This is a genomic window from Rhizobium sp. NLR10b (assembly GCF_019685435.1).
GTDB lineage: Bacteria > Pseudomonadota > Alphaproteobacteria > Rhizobiales > Rhizobiaceae > Rhizobium.
Genome location: NZ_JABDWV010000005.1, coordinates 26,112 through 42,387, shown reverse-complemented (window position 1 = coordinate 42,387; position 16,276 = coordinate 26,112). Strand labels below are relative to the sequence as shown.

The following is a 16,276-nucleotide window of genomic DNA, read 5'->3' as shown; positions in this document are numbered from 1 at the left end:
GCAAGGAAAAGTCAAGGACATTTGTGCATTCCGATTGACATAAGTGTCACACCCGTCATTATCCCGGCGACAAACGCACAGGCGCAGCCTTTCGTCCCACAAGGGACTTAGGCGAAAATCCTGCGGGAGGAGACGTGGTCAAGCTCAAACGCGGCACCCATACCGCCTATTCGGAAGCGTCCTCGCTGCGGCTGAGGGCCGCATGGCTCTATTACAATGAAGGCCTGACCCAGAAAGACGTCGCCGAACAGCTCGGCATCAGCCGGACAACGGTGATCCGCCTGCTCGACGAGTCGATGAAACGCAGCGAAGTCCAGATCTGGATCAACGATTCGATCGGCGAATGCGTCGAGCTGTCCGTCAAGCTGGAGCGCGCCTATGGCCTTGACGAGGCGATCGTCGTGCCTGCGCCGGTTCATTGCGATGTCGATTCGCTGGCAAAGAATGTCGGCTTGGCGCTTGGCCAGTTCCTCTCCGAAGCCATCCCCGACGACTATACAATCGGCGTCGGCTGGGGCCGCACCATGACCGCTTCGCTGGCGAGCTTCCGGCCGCCACGCCGCGCCAATTGCAAGGTCGTTTCGCTGCTCGGCGGCATCGTTGCCGTGCACCAGACGAACCCGATCGATTACACCTGGCGGCTGGCCAATCAGCTCGGCGCCGAATGTTACATGTTCCTGGCGCCGCTTCTCGTCGATTCCATCGAAACCAAACGCAATCTGATCGACAAATGCGGGTTGGACACGATTTACCGTCTCGCCGAGAACCTCGATCTCGCGATCGTCAGCTGCGGTGATATCGGGCCGCACTCGACCTCGCTATCGGAAGGCTGGATATCGAAGGCCGAGTTGCGCGAGCTGATCAATGCCGGCTGCGTCTGCGACACCATGTTCAACTTCCTCGACAGGGACGGCAATTCGGTCGACCACTCGATCAACCAGCGCGTGATGTCCGTCGACCTCGATATGTTGAAAGAGGCCAAGCACATCGTGCTTTCCTCCGGCGGCGCCCACCGGGCCACCGCCATCCGCGCCACGATCAAGCGCATCGGCTGCAATACGCTGATCACCGATGAAGGTGCGGCGCGAGCATTGCTTGATCTGGCCGAACAGGCCTGAAGCGCGCCGTGATCTTTCAGGTCGGCTTGCCGCGCCTCATGCCGTGCTTTTTAGCAAGGCATGCTTTACGCATGCGCCGATTCCCAGCCGAGCATCGCCCGTTTGCGTGTGAGGCCCCAGTGGTAACCCGTCAACGCCCCGTTCTTGCCGAGCGCCCGGTGGCAAGGCACCACGAAGGAGATCGGATTTGCGCCCACCGCCGCGCCGACAGCGCGCTGCGCCGTCGGCCGGCCGATATCGTTGGCGATGTCGGAATAGGTGACCGCCTTGCCGAACGGTATCTTCATGAGGCTCTGCCAGACGCGCACCTGGAAGTCCGTGCCGATCAGTACGACGCGGAGCGGCTGCTCGGAAGACCATTTTCCGGGTTGGAAGATGCGGGCGGCATAGGGCATCGTCGCCTGCAGGTCTTCGATGTATTCGGCATTCGGCCAGCGGCCGGTCATGTCCTCGAGGCAAGCCCTTTCACCGCCGGAATCGCTGAAGGCAAGGCCGGCAAGACCGCGATCGGTCACCATGATCAGCGCCACGCCGAAGGGGCAGATGTGGAAGCCGTAGCGGATGGAGAGGCCGCCGCCTTTTGCCTTCCATTCGCCGGGTGACATCGCCTCATGGGTCACGAAAAGGTCGTGCAGGCGGCTTGGCCCGGAGAGGCCGACTTCGATCGACGTCTCGAGCAACGGCATGTCTTCCTTGCGCAGCAGCCGCTTGGCGTGGTCGAGCGTCACCGCCTGCAGGAAACCTTTCGGCGAGAGGCCAGCCCAGCGGGTGAAGGTCTTCTGCAATTGCGTCGGCGACTGGTTGAGCCTAGCGGCGATCGCCTCCAGCGACGGCTGATCGCGATAATCCTCGGTGATGAGTTCGATGACCCGACGGACGATATCATAATCAGGGCCGTCAGGCGTGATGTCGGTCTGCAGGTTCGCAATCATATCCATGGTCTTTCTCCTTGTAACAAGGAGATAATCAATAGGCGGAGCGTAAACCACCCGATTCTTGCGCGCTCGCCTATAGGCTCAGATACGCTGTTTGACCGTGGCGAGCGCGCCTTTGAAGGCCTTGGCGAAACTTTCGCGGTCGTCAGGATTGAGGAAGGAGCCGATATCCGTGCGCCGGCCCTCGCCGAAAATATGCATGGAGAGGATGCCGATCTCCTGGTGCCTTCGGACGAGGAACCGCGCCCAGAACGGGTTGAAATGATGCTCCACGATCCGCCCCGATGGGGCAACCTTGCGCACCGATACGTCCGTGCGCGACACGGTGACCTGTTCGCGCACCCGTCCGGAGCGGTAATTCAGCCAGAAGGCGCCGTAAAGAAGCGCGAAATCCAATCCGAAGAAGAAGCCGATCGGCCAGGCGCCGCTGGCGATGAAGAACATCCCGTAGAGGAAGCATACGGCGCCGGACAGAATGAGCAGCACCTTGAAGCCCCGGCGGCCGAGCGACCGGTGGGGGAAGAGCTCGGCGGCGAAAACAGGCTGCTCGTTGGAGCTGTTGGCGTTGCCTTCCATCATGACCGCTGAGTATAGAGTTTCTATGGCGAATCCGAAACTCAAATCCCTGCCGCAAGGCACGAACATGATCACCCGCCGCAAACCGGCGGCGGCGGTCAAAACCGCCTATTCGCCGGCTGAACGCGAGGAAATCTTCCGTCGCTTTTCGGTGCAGCGGCCCGAGCCGCGGGGCGAGCTGGAGCACACCAACCCTTTCACCCTTGTCGTGGCGGTGGCTCTCTCCGCCCAGGCCACCGATGCCGGTGTCAACAAGGCGACGCGGGCGCTCTTCAAGGTGGCCGATACGCCGCAGAAAATGCTCGATCTCGGCGAGGACAAGCTTCGCAATTACATCAAGACGATCGGCCTTTACCGCAACAAGGCGAAAAACGTCATCGCGCTCTCGCAAATGCTGGTCGACGACTTCGCCGGCAAGGTGCCGGAAACGCGTGAGGAACTGGTTCGCCTGCCTGGCGTCGGCCGCAAAACTGCCAATGTCGTGCTGTCCATGGCCTTTGGCCAGGCCACCATGGCCGTCGACACGCACATCTTCCGGATCGCCAATCGCATCAGGCTTGCGCCCGGCAAGACACCGGATGAAGTCGAAGCGCGATTGATGAAAGTGGTGCCGAAACACTACCTCTATCACGCCCATCACTGGCTGATCCTCCACGGGCGCTACACCTGCAAGGCACGCCGACCCGAATGCGAGTGCTGCGTCATCGCCGACATTTGCAAATCGTCGGAGAAGAGCTCGGACGTGCCGGCCCCACTCGTCGAGCTACCGCCGCAGGTGATTGGCGAGGCCGTCGAGTAAAGCAGCGATTGCCTGCTCGTAACTCCGCCGTTCGGCACCCGCTTCGATCGCCAGCGCAGCGCGGTCGAAGGCCGCCGATAGCAGCAATGCCAGAGGCTCGAGCGCAGCGCCGGCTCTCGGAAACATGGCTGCAAGTCCTGCCCGCAAGGTCGTTTCGGCATTGTCAGCATCGATCGCCTGAGTCGCCGCCAGACCAAGAACGGCCGGCGCTTCGATCAGCAGCAGCCGCGTGCGGCCCTCTGCCATCATCGCATTGAAATAGGCCGCAGCGCCCGCAGTCAGCGCGTCGCGCGGCGTATCATCGGGTGTCGAAGATGCCGCGATCGCTTCGGCAACTGCGCGCGCCTCGGCTTCGACGACCGCGCGAAACAGCGCCTTCTTGTCCTCGAAATGATGATAGAGCGCTCCGCGCGTCATACCCGCCGCCGCTGCGATCTCCGGCGTCGCCGTTTCGGCATACCCCTTTTCGACGAAGAGGCGTCGTCCGGCATCGATCAGCGCCTTTTTTGTCTGTTCCGTTCTTTGGCGATTGCTGCGGCTCATTTCTCCCATTTACATACAAACAGCCTGTATGTTAAGAACAAAAAACATACAGGCTGTATGCATCCAAGGAGGAAAGGGATGAAATCGACGAGCTATTACCCTGTCATCATGACCGACGACGTCGCCGGTTCCGCCCGCTTCTACTGCGCGCATTTCGGCTTCAGGGCAGTGTTCGAGAGCAACTGGTACGTACATCTGCAGTCGGAAGAGGAGAAGCATGTCGCTCTCGCCGTTCTCGATGGCAACCACGAAACCATTCCGGCTGCGGCTCGGGGCAAAGTGTCCGGATTGCTCCTCAATTTCGAGGTTGCCGATGTCGATGCGGTCTACGCTGCTTGCCGTAGCGCAAACCTTCCGATCCTGCAGGAGATCCGCGACGAGGATTTCGGCCAGCGGCATTTTATCACCGCCGATCCGAACGGCGTGCTGATCGACATCATCAAGCCGATCCCGCCGAGCGCCGAATTCGCGGCAATGTACGAGACATCTGAATTACCTGGCTGAGCCTCAGGCGCGGAAACCGGCGTCCTTTGCGGAAATCAGCTTGTGCAGATGCACCATCATACCCGCCGCGAAGAGGGGCGTCAGCAGGTTGACCACCGGGATCGCCAGAAAGAGGGCGATCACCAGCCCGCCGAGAAAGACCGTCGGCGCATGTTTGGTGCGGAAGAGCCGCGCCTCATGAGGCGGACGGAAGCGCATGGCGGCGAATTCGAAGAATTCCCGTCCGAGCAGGTAGCCGTTCACCAGAAAGAACGCGACCAGATTGACGCCGGGAACGAACAGTAGCAACAACGCCACGATATTGCCAAGGATCACAACCCCGAGAAATTTGATCGAGCTCGCCATCGCCGGGCCGAGCGGCATTGCGGCACCCGGCGCGTCGCCGGGATAGTCACGTTTTTCGATAACGTCGGCGACATCGTCGAGGAAAAGGCCTGCGATCAGCGCCGTCACAGGCGAAAGCAGCAGCGCCAGCACGAGCGCAAGGCCGATCCCGGCGAAGATCGCGAAAACCAGCGCGAACCACCCCGCCCAGTCCGGCATCTCGGGAAAGAAGCTGGTGAGCCAGGGAAAGAGAAAGGCCATGAAGGCCCCGCGTAGCGCGAACCAGAGGCCGACGAGGACGAGAAGCGTCAGGCCGAGCACTTTCCAGAAGACCGAGCGTGTCTCCGGCGCGAACAGATTGGCGAGCGAAAGGCGTGCGGCATCAAGAATCATTTCTTCAGCGTCTCCGGTTACGCAGAAGATGTAGGAAAGGCGAATGCTACCGACAAGAGAGAATAAAATTGCATGCTTTAATAGAAACTTGTCGCAATATTAGAACGAATATAATATTATCGGACGCAGAAATACGAGCCTGAGAAGCAGCTTCCGAAAATAGTTGCAAAGACAAAGGGTCGCGTTAGCGCATCCACGGAACGCCTCTGAGGAAATACGGGGAGGCTGATGTGGAAGACTTTGTGCACAAACTCAGGCAATACGTAAAAAGCGGCACACCGGCCGAGCGTCGCATCGCGAAATATTTCTCCGAGCACCTCAACGACCTGCCGTTTGAGACGGCAGCATCTGTCGCCGACAGGCTGGACCTCTCGCCGATGACCGTTGGGCGCTTCCTGCGCGCGCTCGGCTACCAGGGTTTGGACAGCGTCAAAGTGGAAATTCGCGAGACCGTGACGACATCGCCGGCGCAATTGCAGAGCGCCATGAGCGAGCTGCATGCGGACGCCGCGGAGGGCAAGCCGCTTGCCGTGCTGGTTGCCGAGCAGATCCAGGCCCTGCATCACATCTATCATCTGACGGCGCAGCCGCTTTGGGCCGAAGCCGTCCGCCTGATCAGCACGGCCCGCGAAGTATCGATCGCCACCCATGCGCGGCTCGCAAGCCTTGCCAATCACTTCTGCCAGCGGCTGACGCAGGCCCGCGATGGCGTCCGCACGCTCGATGCCACCGACAACCGTTTTGCCGAACTCTTCGCCCGGCAGGCCGTGGACGACGCTTTGCTCGTCATCATCGATTGCCGCCGTTTCGCCAAGGCGCGGCTGCTTGCCAGAACCGCGCGGCGCTACGGCTACAAGGTCGTGCTAATTTCGCCGCAGCAAGCAGACTGGATGGCGGATCAGTCAAACGTCATGCTGTCCTTGCCGCCGGCACGCGCCCCTGATCTCGACAATCTTCCGCCGCTGATTGCGCTGCTCGATTGCCTGTCCGAATCCGTCATTCTCGAAGTCGGAGAGGAGGCAGCCCTCCGCCGCCGCCGCATGCTGGAATTTGCGACCGTCCTCGGTGAAACCGCGAACCACTAGATGTGAGCTTTCAGAACATCGCTTCCAGTTCGGCGCGGTGCCGGTGCATGGCCAGAAGACGGCGATAGTCGCGGTCGTAAAGCGCCTGTTTTGCCTTGTCTGGAAGCCGTTCGTCGCCACCCGGATACATCGCTTCGCCGGCTGCCGCCAAATTCTCGTGCAGGCCGCAGGCGACGGATGCCGCAATCGCCGTGCCGAGCAGCACCGCCTCGTTCATCTTCGGCACCACGACCTTGCAGCCGGTGGCGTCGCTATAAAGCTCCATCAGCACCGGGTTCTTCACGTGTCCGCCCGCGATATGCAGCGTATCGGGCACGTGGCCATATTCCTTCATCGTCTCCAGGATATGGCGGATCCCGAGAGCGATCGCGACTGCAGACCGCCAGTAGAGCGCGCAGAGCCCGTCGAAGGAGGTGTCGAGCGTCAGCCCGCTGATCACACCGACGGCATGCGGATCGGCAAGCGGCGAGCGATTGCCGTGAAAGTCTGGCAGCACAAAAATGCGCTCTCCGAAAGCGTTGCCCTCCTCTGCCCGCAATTCGGCGATGCGCGCGACGATCTTCTGGTGCAGCGCCGCCGTCGGCTCGCCGCCGGCCGCATGCATGCGGACGATATGGTCGAGCAGCGCACCGGTCGCAGATTGCCCCGCCTCCACCAGCCAGGACTGCGGGAAGACAACCTCATAATAAGGCCCCCACATGCCGTGGCTCGGCTTACACTCCTGCGAGAAGGCGACGATGCAGCTCGACGTGCCGGCGATCAGTGCCAGCTTAAGCTCACGTGTTACAGGATCGGCGGCATAACCGCCGAGCGCCCCGAGCGCGCCGGCATAGGCGTCGATCATTCCCGCCGAGACATGGCACTCCGTGGTCAGCCCCAGCGCCTCGGCCGCATCAGCCGTCAGCCGGCCTATACTGCCGCCGACCGGCACAGTCTCATCCGGTAGCCCGCCGCGGGCCTGAAGATCGTCGAGCCCGATCCGCTGCAGAAAATCCTGCTGCCATCCCTTTTCGAGATGGGCGAGATAGTTCCATTTTGCCGTCAGCGTGCAGCGAGAACGGGCAGTCGATCCCGTCGATTTCCAGGTCATGAAATCGGCAAGATCGAAGAAATAGCCCGTCTTTTCCCATGTCGCCGGCAGCTTCTTCTTCAACCACATCAGCTTCGGCATTTCCATTTCCGGCGACATGACGTGCCCGGAATGTTCGAGCACCCTGTGCTCCGTCGCCGTGCAGAAGTCGGCTTCCTTCAGCGCCCGATGATCGAGCCACACGATGGTGTCGAAACGCTGCTCGCCGCTGGTGGATACACTGATCTGCCGGCCTTCGACATCGCGGACGACGAGCGAACAAGTCGCGTCGAAGCCGATTGCTCCGACCGAGGCGGCGGCGATACCGGATTGCTCCATCGCCCTGCGCACCGCGGTGCAGGCGGCCGACCAGATGTCTTCGGAATCGTGCTCGGCGTGGTTTTCACGCGGCCGGTTCATGACGATGGGATGTTCCGCCTTGGCCAGCAGACGGCCGCTGGCATCGAAGACGCCGGCGCGCGCGCTGCCGGTGCCGACATCCACCGCAACCACATGATCACGCATCAAATCTCGGTCCCGTCCAGCTTATGGTTGCGGACAAGGTGTATCAAATCCGGCATGGCGTCAAACACCACATCAGGCGAAAGCCGGTCGAGTTCGGCCCGGTATCCGGCGAAATTCGCATGCGATCCGCCGGTGAAGGCAAAGACCGTCATGCCCGCCGCCTTGGCGGCGGCAATGCCGGCCGGACTGTCCTCGATGACAAGGCAGGATCCCGGCTCGACATGCATCTGTCGCGCCGCGTGGAGGAAGAGATCGGGCGCCGGTTTGCCGCGCTTGACCATCGTCGCGCTGAAAATGTCGGGGAGCCTGTCGAGAAGTCCGGTGACGGACAGCGACAGCCGGATTCGCTCCATCTGGCTTGATGAAGCGACACAGCAGGGAATGCCGAGCCCGTCGATCGTCGCCGCGATGCCGTCCATCGGCTTCAGCTCGGTGCGGAACCGCGCGTAGAGATCGGTGCGGATGCGCTCGAGGAATTCTTCGCCGGCGTGAATATTGAACTCGGTTTCAAGCGTATCGATGAGGGTTGCCAGGCTGCGACCGAGAAAACGCTCATAGGCCTGGTCTTCGGTGATCGAAACGCCGAGATCGCTCATCGCCCGGACGAGTACGCTGATCGAGATCGGCTCGCTGTCGACGAGCACCCCGTCGCAATCGAAAATGACCAGCCGTGGTTCAGCATCAGCCATGAAAGACCCAACCTGACTTCAATTCAGACGCGTGATCGTGCCGCTTCGCCCGCAAAGCGGGATGGATGGCGCCAGCCGATGCCGCCATCCGCATTCCCTTACATTGCGAGCTTGTCGTCGAGATAGAGCTGCAGCGTTTCCCGCGTACCCTTTTCCCACAAGGTTTTAAGAGCATGAGCGAACCGTCTTCGGAAAAGGTCCGATTTCGCCACCTCGCCGAAAATATCATCAAAGGCAAGGAAGGCCGACGGATCGTCCTTTGCCTTCAGGGCCGCCGCGTGCAGGCGCTCGGCGCTGGCGTCGTTGAAGACGATATCCTTGCCGCTGTCGGTCTTGCCGGCGAAATAACGGCACCAGAGCGCCGAGACCAGCGCCAGGCCGATGACGTCCCTGCTCTGGCGCAGATTGTCGAGCGTCGACGGCAGGATGAACTTCGGCTGGCGGTTCGAGCCGTCCTGCGCCAGACGCGGGATGGTGTCCGCGATCTTCGGATTGAGAAGCCGATGCTCGATGAGAGCAAAATAATCCGTCAGCGAGGTATTCGGCACCGGCGGTACGATCGGAATGATCTCGTCCTTCTCAAGCTTGGCCAGGAAAGCCCGGATCAGCGGATCTTCCATTGCATCATGCACGAAATAAATGTCCATCAGCGCCGCTGGATAGGCGATCGCGGCATGTCCACCATTCAGGATGCGGATCTTCATATGCTCGTAAGGCGTGACATCGGGAACGAAGGTGACGCCAACCTTTTCCAGGGCCGGGCGGCCAGCCGTGAACTTGTCTTCGAGCACCCACTGCTTGAATTCTTCGCAATAAACCGGCCAGTTATCCTCGATGCCGAAATTGTCCCTGAGGAAATCGATCTCCCGCTGGCCGGTCGCCGGCGTAATGCGATCGACCATCGCGTTTGGGAAGGCGACGTTAGCCCTGATCCAGTCGGCAAGGGCGGCATCCGAAAGGGCGGCTGTGCCGATCACGGCATTGGCGGTGACGACGCCGTTATGAGGAATGTTGTCGCAGGACATCACGGTGAAGGGCCCGATGCCCTTGTCCTTGCGCGCCTTCAGGCCGGCAACGATCAGACCGAAGACCGTCTTCGGAGCACCGGGATTTTGTCCGTCGGCGGCGATAGCAGGATGGGCCGGATTGAACGTGCCTGACGCATCGATGAAATAACCGCCCTCGGTGATCGTCAGCGAGACGATGCGGATCTCAGGATCGGCAAGCCTGGCGATGATGGCGGCGGGATCGCCCACCGGCAGAATATCGATCATCGGGGCAGTCACTCGCGCCGCCGTTTTGTTGTTGTCCTGCTCCACCACCGTCGTCAGGAAATCCTGCGCCGCAAGCTTCTCGCGCATGGCGGCATCCGATGGCAGAACGCCGGCACCGACAATTGCCCAGTCGTGATCGACGCCGTGGTTGAAGAGATCGTCGAGATAGATCGCCTGATGGGCGCGGTGGAAATTGCCGACGCCGAAGTGCATGATGCCGGCATTCAGCGACGCCCTCTCATAGGAAGGGATGGCGGCAGTGCGCGCCGCGTCCGAAAGCGTTGCCAGCGATAGTTTGCACGTCATGTTTCAGTCCTCTTGAAGGTCTTGCCGAGACGGCCGGGCGCCATCGCCCGGCTCGCATGCCTGCCCCCACCCGGCCGCCTGCTCAGATGGCAAGGCCGCCCTCGTTGAATTTATGAATGCGCGAACGATCCGGCGTCAGATAGACCATATCGCCCGCCTTGGCGGCGAAATCGCCGCTGCCGCGCGCCGTCACCATGCCGATCCCCTCGACATCGATATGCAGGAACGTATCGGAGCCGAGATGCTCGGCGACCACGACCCTGCCCTTCCAGTCGCCGCTCTCCATCGACAGCAGCATGTGTTCGGGGCGGATGCCGATCGTATGCGCGCCAAGCACGGCAGCATTCTGACCCTTGATGAAATTCATCTTCGGCGAACCGATGAAGCCGGCGACGAAAAGGTTGCGCGGGCGGCTGTACAGTTCGAGCGGCGAGCCGACCTGCTCGATATTGCCCCTGTTGAGCACGACGATTTTGTCGGCCATGGTCATGGCCTCGACCTGGTCATGGGTGACATAGATCATCGTCGTCTTCAGCTGCTGATGCAGTTCGCTGATTTCGAGGCGCATGTTGACGCGCAGAGCGGCGTCAAGGTTCGACAGCGGCTCGTCGAACAGGAAGGCCGAAGGCTGGCGCACGATGGCGCGGCCGATCGCGACGCGCTGGCGCTGACCGCCGGAAAGCTGGCGCGGCTTTCGCTCCAGATAGTCCGTGAGATTGAGCACCCGCGCGGCATCCGTCACCTTGCGGTCGATCTCCGCCTTGTCGACGCCTGCCATCTTCAGCGGGAAGGCGATGTTGTTGCGCACGCTCATATGCGGATAGAGCGCATAGGATTGGAACACCATGGCAAGGCCACGCTCGGACGGCGCTTTTTCGGTGGCGTCCTTGCCGTCGATGACGATCTTGCCTCCGGAGACGTCCTCGAGGCCGGCGATCAGCCTGAGCAGGGTGGACTTGCCGCAGCCGGACGGACCGACGAAGACGACGAATTCGCCGTCGTTGATATCGAGATCGATCGAAGGGATGACCTTGGCTTCGCCGAAGACCTTGGAAACCTTCTGAAGGGTAATGCTGCCCATGTTTGTCTCCCTTTTCTTATTTCACTGCGCCGAAGGTCAGGCCGCGGACGAGTTGCTTCTGGCTGAACCAGCCGAGGATCAGGATCGGCGCGATCGCCATGGTCGAGGCCGCCGAAAGCTTGGCGTAGAACAGGCCTTCCGGGCTGGAATAGGAGGCGATGAAGGCCGTCAAGGGCGCTGCCTTTGAGGCGGTGAGGTTGAGCGTCCAGAACGCCTCGTTCCAGGCAAGGATGATGTTCAGAAGCAACGTCGAGGCAATGCCGGGCACCGCCATCGGCGTCAGCACGTAGACGATCTCCTTCATCAGCGACGCTCCGTCCATGCGGGCTGCTTCCAGGATCTCGCCGGGGATTTCCTTGAAGTAGGTGTAGAGCATCCAGACGATGATCGGCAGGTTGATCAGCGTCAGCACGATCACCAGCCCGGTGCGCGTGTCGAGCAGACCAGAATTGCGGAACATCAGATAGATGGGGATGAGCGCGCCGACGGGCGGCATCATCTTGGTCGAGAGCATCCACATCAGCACGTCCTTGGTCCGCTTGGTGGGCGCGAAAGCCATCGCCCAGGCGGCCGGAATGGCGATGACCAGCCCGATCAGCGTCGAGCCGAAGGAAATGACCACCGAGTTCATGAAGTGGCTGAGATAGTTCGACCGGCTCTGCACTTCCGCATAGTTTTCCGTCGTCCAGTGGAAGAACAGGAACTGCGGCGGCGAGGCAATGGCATCGGCTTCCGATTTGAAGCTGGTCAGGAACGTCCAGAGGATTGGAAAGAAGATCAGGATGCCGAGCGTCCAGGCAATCGCGGTCATGATGACCTTGCGCTGAGTTGTGACTTTTCTGGCCATCTCAAGCCTCCAGATTCTTGCCGACGAGGCGGACGAGGAAGATCGCGACGATGTTGGCAAGCACGACCGCGACAATGCCGCCTGCCGAAGCGCCGCCGATATCGAACTGCAGGAGTGCCTGCGCATAGACGAGATAGGTGAGATTGGTGCTGTCGGTGCCCGGCCCGCCATTGGTGGTGACGAGGATTTCGGCGAAGACCGAAAGCAGGAAGATCGTCTGGATCAGGATCACCACGGTGATGGCGCGCGCCATGTGCGGCAGGATGATATAGATGAATTTCGAGATTGCTCCGGCGCCGTCCATTTCGGCGGCCTCCTTCTGCTCTTCGTCGAGCGACTGCAGCGCCGTCAACAGAATGAGGGTGGCAAAGGGCAGCCACTGCCAGGCGACGATGAGGATGACGGACAACAGAGGCGCATTCGCCAGCCAGTCGATCGGCTGCAGGCCGAGCGCCTTCGCCAGATGCGCAAACAGGCCGTTGACCGGGTTCATGAACATGTTCTTCCAGACGAGTGCCGCCACTGTCGGCATAACGAAGAACGGCGCGATAACGAGGATCCGCACGATGCCCTGGCCGTACATCGGCTGGTCGAGCAACAGCGCAAAGGCAATTCCGCCGACGACGGTAACGACGAGAACGCCGGCGACAAGCAGCAGCGTATTGATCAGCGCGGCGATGAAGGCCGGATCGGACAGGAAATATTCGTAGTTCAGCAGGCCGACAAAGCTCTCCATGCCGGGGCTGAGCAGATTGTAGTTCAGCAGCGAGAAGTAGATCGTCATCGCGAGCGGAACGATCATCCACGCAAAGAGGAACAGCACGGAGGGCGCAATCATCAGGCGCGCCGCGGAGCGAGTATGTGTTGTTGCCATGGCAATCACCGATCTGATCTGAAGCAGGGAGCGGCCGCAAGGCAGCTTTAATCTGGAAAGAGGCCGCCGATGCGGTTCGGGCAATCGGCGGCCCAGAGGGGCGGATTGTCAAGGATCCGCCTCTTCTCAGGAGGTTTTATTTAATGTAGCCGGCTTTGGTCATTTCGCGGGTTGCCAGCTGCTGTGCGCTCTTCAACGCCTGATCGACCGAAATCTGGCCGGCAAGGGCTGCCGAGAACTGCTGGCCCACCGCCGTGCCGATGCCCTGGAATTCCGGGATCGCCACGAACTGGACGCCGACATAGGGGACCGGCTTGACGGTCGGCTTGGTCGGGTCGGCCGAGTTGATCGAATCGAGCGTCATCTTGGCGAAGGGGGCAGCCTTCTGATACTCCGCATTCGCATAAAGCGAGGTGCGGGTGCCGGGAGGTGCATTCAGCCAGCCTTCCTTCTCGGCAACAAGGTTGGTGTAGTCCTTGCTCGTTGCCCAGGCGACGAATTTCTCGGCGGCTTCGACCTTCTGCGAGCCTGCCGGAATAGCGAGGTTCCAGGCCCAGAGCCAGTTGCCGCGCTTGCCGAGGCCCTTGTCCGGAGCGAGCGCGAAGCTGACCTTGTCGGCGACCTGCGACTGCTTCGGATCGGAGACGAAGGACGCGGCGACCGTTGCATCGATCCACATCCCGCACTTGCCGGTCTGGAACAGCGCCAGGTTCTCGTTGAAACCGTTGGAGGAGGCGCCCGGAGGGCCGGCTTCCTTCATCAGGTTGACGTAGAAGGTCAGCGTGTCCTTCCACTCGGGCTGATCGAACTGCGGCTTCCACTTCTCATCGAACCAGCGCGCCCCGAAGGAGTTCGACATCGCCGTCAGGAAGGCCATGTTTTCGCCCCAACCGGCTTTGCCGCGCAGGCAGATGCCGTAGATTTCCTTGTCCTTGTTGGTGATCTTCTTCGCAGCGTCTGCGATGAAGTCCCAAGTCGGCGCATCGGGCATCTTCAGACCGGCGGCGTCGAAAAGATCCTTGCGGTACATGACCATCGAGCTTTCGCCATAGAACGGCGCTGCATAGAGCTTGCCGTCCATGCTGATGCCGCTGCGGATGGCCGGCAGCAGGTCGTTGACGTCATAGGCGTCGCCGAGGTTGTCGAGCGGCAGCAGCCAGCCCTGCTTCGCCCAGATCGGAACTTCATAGGTGCCGATCGTCAGAACGTCGTACTGGCCGCCCTTGGTCGCGATGTCGGTCGTGACCTTCTGGCGCAGCACGTTTTCTTCGAGGGTGACCCATTCAAGGTCGATGCCGGGATTCTTCGCCTTGAAATCATCCGTCAGCTTCTGCATCCGGATCATGTCGCCGTTGTTCACGGTCGCGATTGTCAGCGTTTCGGCCGAAGCCATGCTGGCAAACGCCAATGCTGAGCAGGCGCCCAGCAGGAAAGTTCTCAATGTCATATCTTCCTCCCAGAAGACGAGATGTGAGCATTCGCTTTGCTCATGAGCAATTACTCACCACTCGACGAAAAATGTCAATCGGCAATCGTTGCTGCGATGCCGAAGACAAAGGTCTTCCCTTTGATTTGATTGAGATATTTTTTGCTCAGCTTTTGAGCAAAAATTCGGCCGTCTCTTCGTCGGTGATCAGAGCGTTGATCTGATGGCCGACAACGGCGGCTCTGATCGCCTTGAATTTGCGCTTGCCTTTGGCGAGCCCGATGACCATCGATGCCTCGCGGGATGGGATCGGCGCCGAGGCGACGCGCTCGTTGATCGGGTTGTCGAGCAGCTTGCCGTCGACATCGAAGATCCAGCCGCAGATTTCACCGACGGCGCCCCCGCGCATCAGTTCCATCATCTCGTCCTTTTCCAGAAAGCCGTCGACGCAGAGCGGCCCGTCGATGCCGAGCTCGCCGATGCCGACGAAGGTGACGTCGGCCTGCGCGCTCATGTCGAGCGTCGAGCGCACCAGTTGCTGGCCATGCAGCAGCTCCCGTTCTTCGGCCGAGGTGACGAGCACCGGCAGCGGCATCGGATAGTGCCGCGCCTTCACCGCATCCGCCATGCTGAAGATGACGTTGTAATAGGCGGCCGAACCGTCCGGCGCGATATTGCCGGTCAACGAGACGATCCGGTGATTGGGACATTCGATCGCCGGAAGCTGGTCGACCGCCGCCTTCAGCGTGCGGCCGGTGCCGACCGCCAGCACGATCGGTTCCGGCCGCTTCAGCCAGCGCTCGATCTCGGCCGCACCCGCCTCGGCGATGCCGACGGTGGTCGATGAGGAACCCGCGTCGCTCGGCACCACCTCCACATGTTTCAGCCCGAATTTTCGCCGCAGCTGGTTGGCAAGCTCGAGGCAGGCGGCGATCGGATGGTCGAGCCGCACTTTGATCAGACGCTCGGCGACCGCAAGCGAGACCAGCCGCTGCGCCGATTGCCGTGAAATGCCCATCGCGGCGGCGATTTCATCCTGCGTGCGTCCGGCGACGTAATAAAGCCAGCCGGCACGGGCTGCATCGTCGAGCCGTGCAGGGGTCTCTGATCTTTTTGCCATCTACTGCCTACCGCGCAAAATGAGCCGGCTTGCCGCCGCCGGCTTGATGTGAGTCTCTATGCGCCAGATCAAAACAAAATTCCCGAAAATGTCGAGCCTGTTGACGCCACCGCTCAGGCAAACCATTGCATGACGAAATAAATCGACGCCTTTGCGAGACCGTAGATCACGCTGCCGGCAATGACGAGCGACACAGTCGTCATGATAAAGCCGATGAGCGCGAAGAGCCCGTCACGCCCCATGATGCCGAAAGCGAAGACCGAGATGGTGATCGCCGGCAGGATGTTGCCGAGCGGAACCGGCAGAACCAGCACGATCGAAAGCAGCAGACAGGCAGGGCCGGCGAAATATTCCGCCGGCGGCTCGGCGAAGATCGCAAGCCGCGGCTTCAGCATGCGCTCCGCCCAGGCGAGCCAACGGTGGATGCGGCCGACGATGGTCTCGAAGTCTTCCCGCCGCATCGACCGGTTTGCGATCGCCTTCGGCAGCCAGGGTTTCAGCCCGAAGGTCAATTGCACCGCCAGGAAAACCAGCGGCGCGCCGAGCACTGCCGAGGTGCCGGGCGGGGTGGGAAAGGCGTTCGGCAGCGCGAAGATCAGCATCAGAGCACTGATCGCCCTGTCACCCATCGTCTCGAACAGATCGCCGATCGAGATCCACTCCCGGCTTCGGTCGCCTGCCAGCTGCCGCAGGACCGCTGAGAGGCGGCGGCCTTTGGGACGTGGCGGACGGGGTCTTCTGCGTCTGTTGGAATCGGCGTTTTCGATGGTCATGATACCGGTAGATGA

At 61.0% G+C, this 16,276-nt stretch carries 17 protein-coding genes; 4 read left to right on the top strand and 13 right to left on the bottom strand.

Features of this window, described 5'->3' with window-relative positions; translation table 11 throughout:
* The first annotated feature begins 134 nt into the window (after positions 1-134).
* Positions 135-1,118 (top strand): sugar-binding transcriptional regulator, encoded by a 984-nt coding sequence (locus tag HJB91_RS09195; protein ID WP_210629758.1) that lies wholly within the window; start codon positions 135-137, stop codon positions 1,116-1,118.
* A 65-nt stretch (positions 1,119-1,183) separates the two neighbouring features.
* Here HJB91_RS09195 and HJB91_RS09190 read toward each other — a convergent pair whose 3' ends face one another.
* Positions 1,184-2,056, bottom strand: a complete 873-nt coding sequence (locus HJB91_RS09190) for a bifunctional helix-turn-helix domain-containing protein/methylated-DNA--[protein]-cysteine S-methyltransferase (protein ID WP_210629757.1) — start codon at positions 2,054-2,056, stop codon at positions 1,184-1,186.
* A 78-nt stretch (positions 2,057-2,134) separates the two neighbouring features.
* On the bottom strand, positions 2,135-2,632 hold the full coding sequence (locus tag HJB91_RS09185; RefSeq protein ID WP_221154482.1) for a DUF2244 domain-containing protein: 498 nt from the start codon (positions 2,630-2,632) through the stop codon (positions 2,135-2,137).
* Between HJB91_RS09185 and nth the strand changes: the two genes are divergently transcribed.
* Entirely contained in the window at positions 2,631-3,428 is a 798-nt protein-coding gene (nth, locus tag HJB91_RS09180) for an endonuclease III (protein ID WP_210629755.1), read from the top strand. The two genes, HJB91_RS09185 and nth, sit on opposite strands and share 2 nt — an antisense overlap.
* On the opposite strand, the gene HJB91_RS09175 is transcribed toward nth, so the two are convergent.
* The gene (locus HJB91_RS09175; RefSeq protein ID WP_210629754.1) at positions 3,393-3,971 is read right to left on the bottom strand and encodes a TetR family transcriptional regulator; all 579 of its coding nucleotides are present in this window, start codon (positions 3,969-3,971) and stop codon (positions 3,393-3,395) included. The genes nth and HJB91_RS09175 overlap by 36 nt on opposite strands.
* Positions 3,972-4,049: 78 nt before the next feature.
* Here HJB91_RS09175 and HJB91_RS09170 point away from each other — a divergent pair, with 78 nt between their 5' ends.
* On the top strand, positions 4,050-4,475 hold the full coding sequence (locus HJB91_RS09170) for a VOC family protein (RefSeq protein ID WP_210629753.1): 426 nt from the start codon (positions 4,050-4,052) through the stop codon (positions 4,473-4,475).
* A gap of 3 nt (positions 4,476-4,478) precedes the next feature.
* On the opposite strand, the gene HJB91_RS09165 is transcribed toward HJB91_RS09170, so the two are convergent.
* A complete protein-coding gene (locus HJB91_RS09165) occupies positions 4,479-5,192 on the bottom strand; it encodes a sulfate transporter family protein (RefSeq protein WP_210629752.1) in 714 nt (237 codons plus the stop codon).
* A gap of 230 nt (positions 5,193-5,422) precedes the next feature.
* Between HJB91_RS09165 and HJB91_RS09160 the strand changes: the two genes are divergently transcribed.
* Positions 5,423-6,277, top strand: coding sequence for a MurR/RpiR family transcriptional regulator (locus HJB91_RS09160; RefSeq protein WP_011426888.1), 855 nt, complete (start codon positions 5,423-5,425; stop codon positions 6,275-6,277).
* Between the two features lie 10 nt (positions 6,278-6,287).
* Here the strand turns inward: HJB91_RS09160 and HJB91_RS09155 are convergent, their stop codons facing one another.
* The 9 genes from HJB91_RS09155 to HJB91_RS09115 all read right to left on the bottom strand — a co-directional run bounded on the left by HJB91_RS09155 (position 6,288) and on the right by HJB91_RS09115 (position 16,180).
* Complete coding sequence (locus HJB91_RS09155) at positions 6,288-7,871, bottom strand: FGGY-family carbohydrate kinase (RefSeq protein WP_210629751.1); 1,584 nt, start codon at positions 7,869-7,871, stop codon at positions 6,288-6,290.
* Positions 7,871-8,560 carry an HAD family phosphatase gene (locus tag HJB91_RS09150; protein ID WP_210629750.1) on the bottom strand — a complete coding sequence of 230 codons (690 nt, stop codon included), beginning with the start codon at positions 8,558-8,560 and terminating at the stop codon, positions 7,871-7,873. The genes HJB91_RS09155 and HJB91_RS09150 overlap by 1 nt, the downstream gene beginning before the upstream one ends.
* A gap of 98 nt (positions 8,561-8,658) precedes the next feature.
* Positions 8,659-10,140 (bottom strand): mannitol dehydrogenase family protein, encoded by a 1,482-nt coding sequence (locus HJB91_RS09145; RefSeq protein WP_210629749.1) that lies wholly within the window; start codon positions 10,138-10,140, stop codon positions 8,659-8,661.
* An 82-nt stretch (positions 10,141-10,222) separates the two neighbouring features.
* Positions 10,223-11,221, bottom strand: a complete 999-nt coding sequence (locus tag HJB91_RS09140) for an ABC transporter ATP-binding protein (protein ID WP_210629748.1) — start codon at positions 11,219-11,221, stop codon at positions 10,223-10,225.
* A 16-nt stretch (positions 11,222-11,237) separates the two neighbouring features.
* A complete protein-coding gene (locus HJB91_RS09135; protein WP_085860523.1) occupies positions 11,238-12,068 on the bottom strand; it encodes a carbohydrate ABC transporter permease in 831 nt (276 codons plus the stop codon).
* Between the two features lies 1 nt (position 12,069).
* Complete coding sequence (locus HJB91_RS09130; protein ID WP_085780200.1) at positions 12,070-12,942, bottom strand: carbohydrate ABC transporter permease; 873 nt, start codon at positions 12,940-12,942, stop codon at positions 12,070-12,072.
* A gap of 136 nt (positions 12,943-13,078) precedes the next feature.
* Positions 13,079-14,389, bottom strand: a complete 1,311-nt coding sequence (locus tag HJB91_RS09125; protein ID WP_210629747.1) for a sugar ABC transporter substrate-binding protein — start codon at positions 14,387-14,389, stop codon at positions 13,079-13,081.
* Between the two features lie 145 nt (positions 14,390-14,534).
* Positions 14,535-15,488, bottom strand: a complete 954-nt coding sequence (locus tag HJB91_RS09120; RefSeq protein WP_064805109.1) for a sugar-binding transcriptional regulator — start codon at positions 15,486-15,488, stop codon at positions 14,535-14,537.
* 113 nt (positions 15,489-15,601) lie between these two features.
* Positions 15,602-16,180: an exopolysaccharide biosynthesis protein gene (locus HJB91_RS09115; protein ID WP_210631558.1), complete on the bottom strand. Its 579-nt coding sequence runs from the start codon at positions 16,178-16,180 to the stop codon at positions 15,602-15,604.
* Positions 16,181-16,276: the final 96 nt, after the last annotated feature.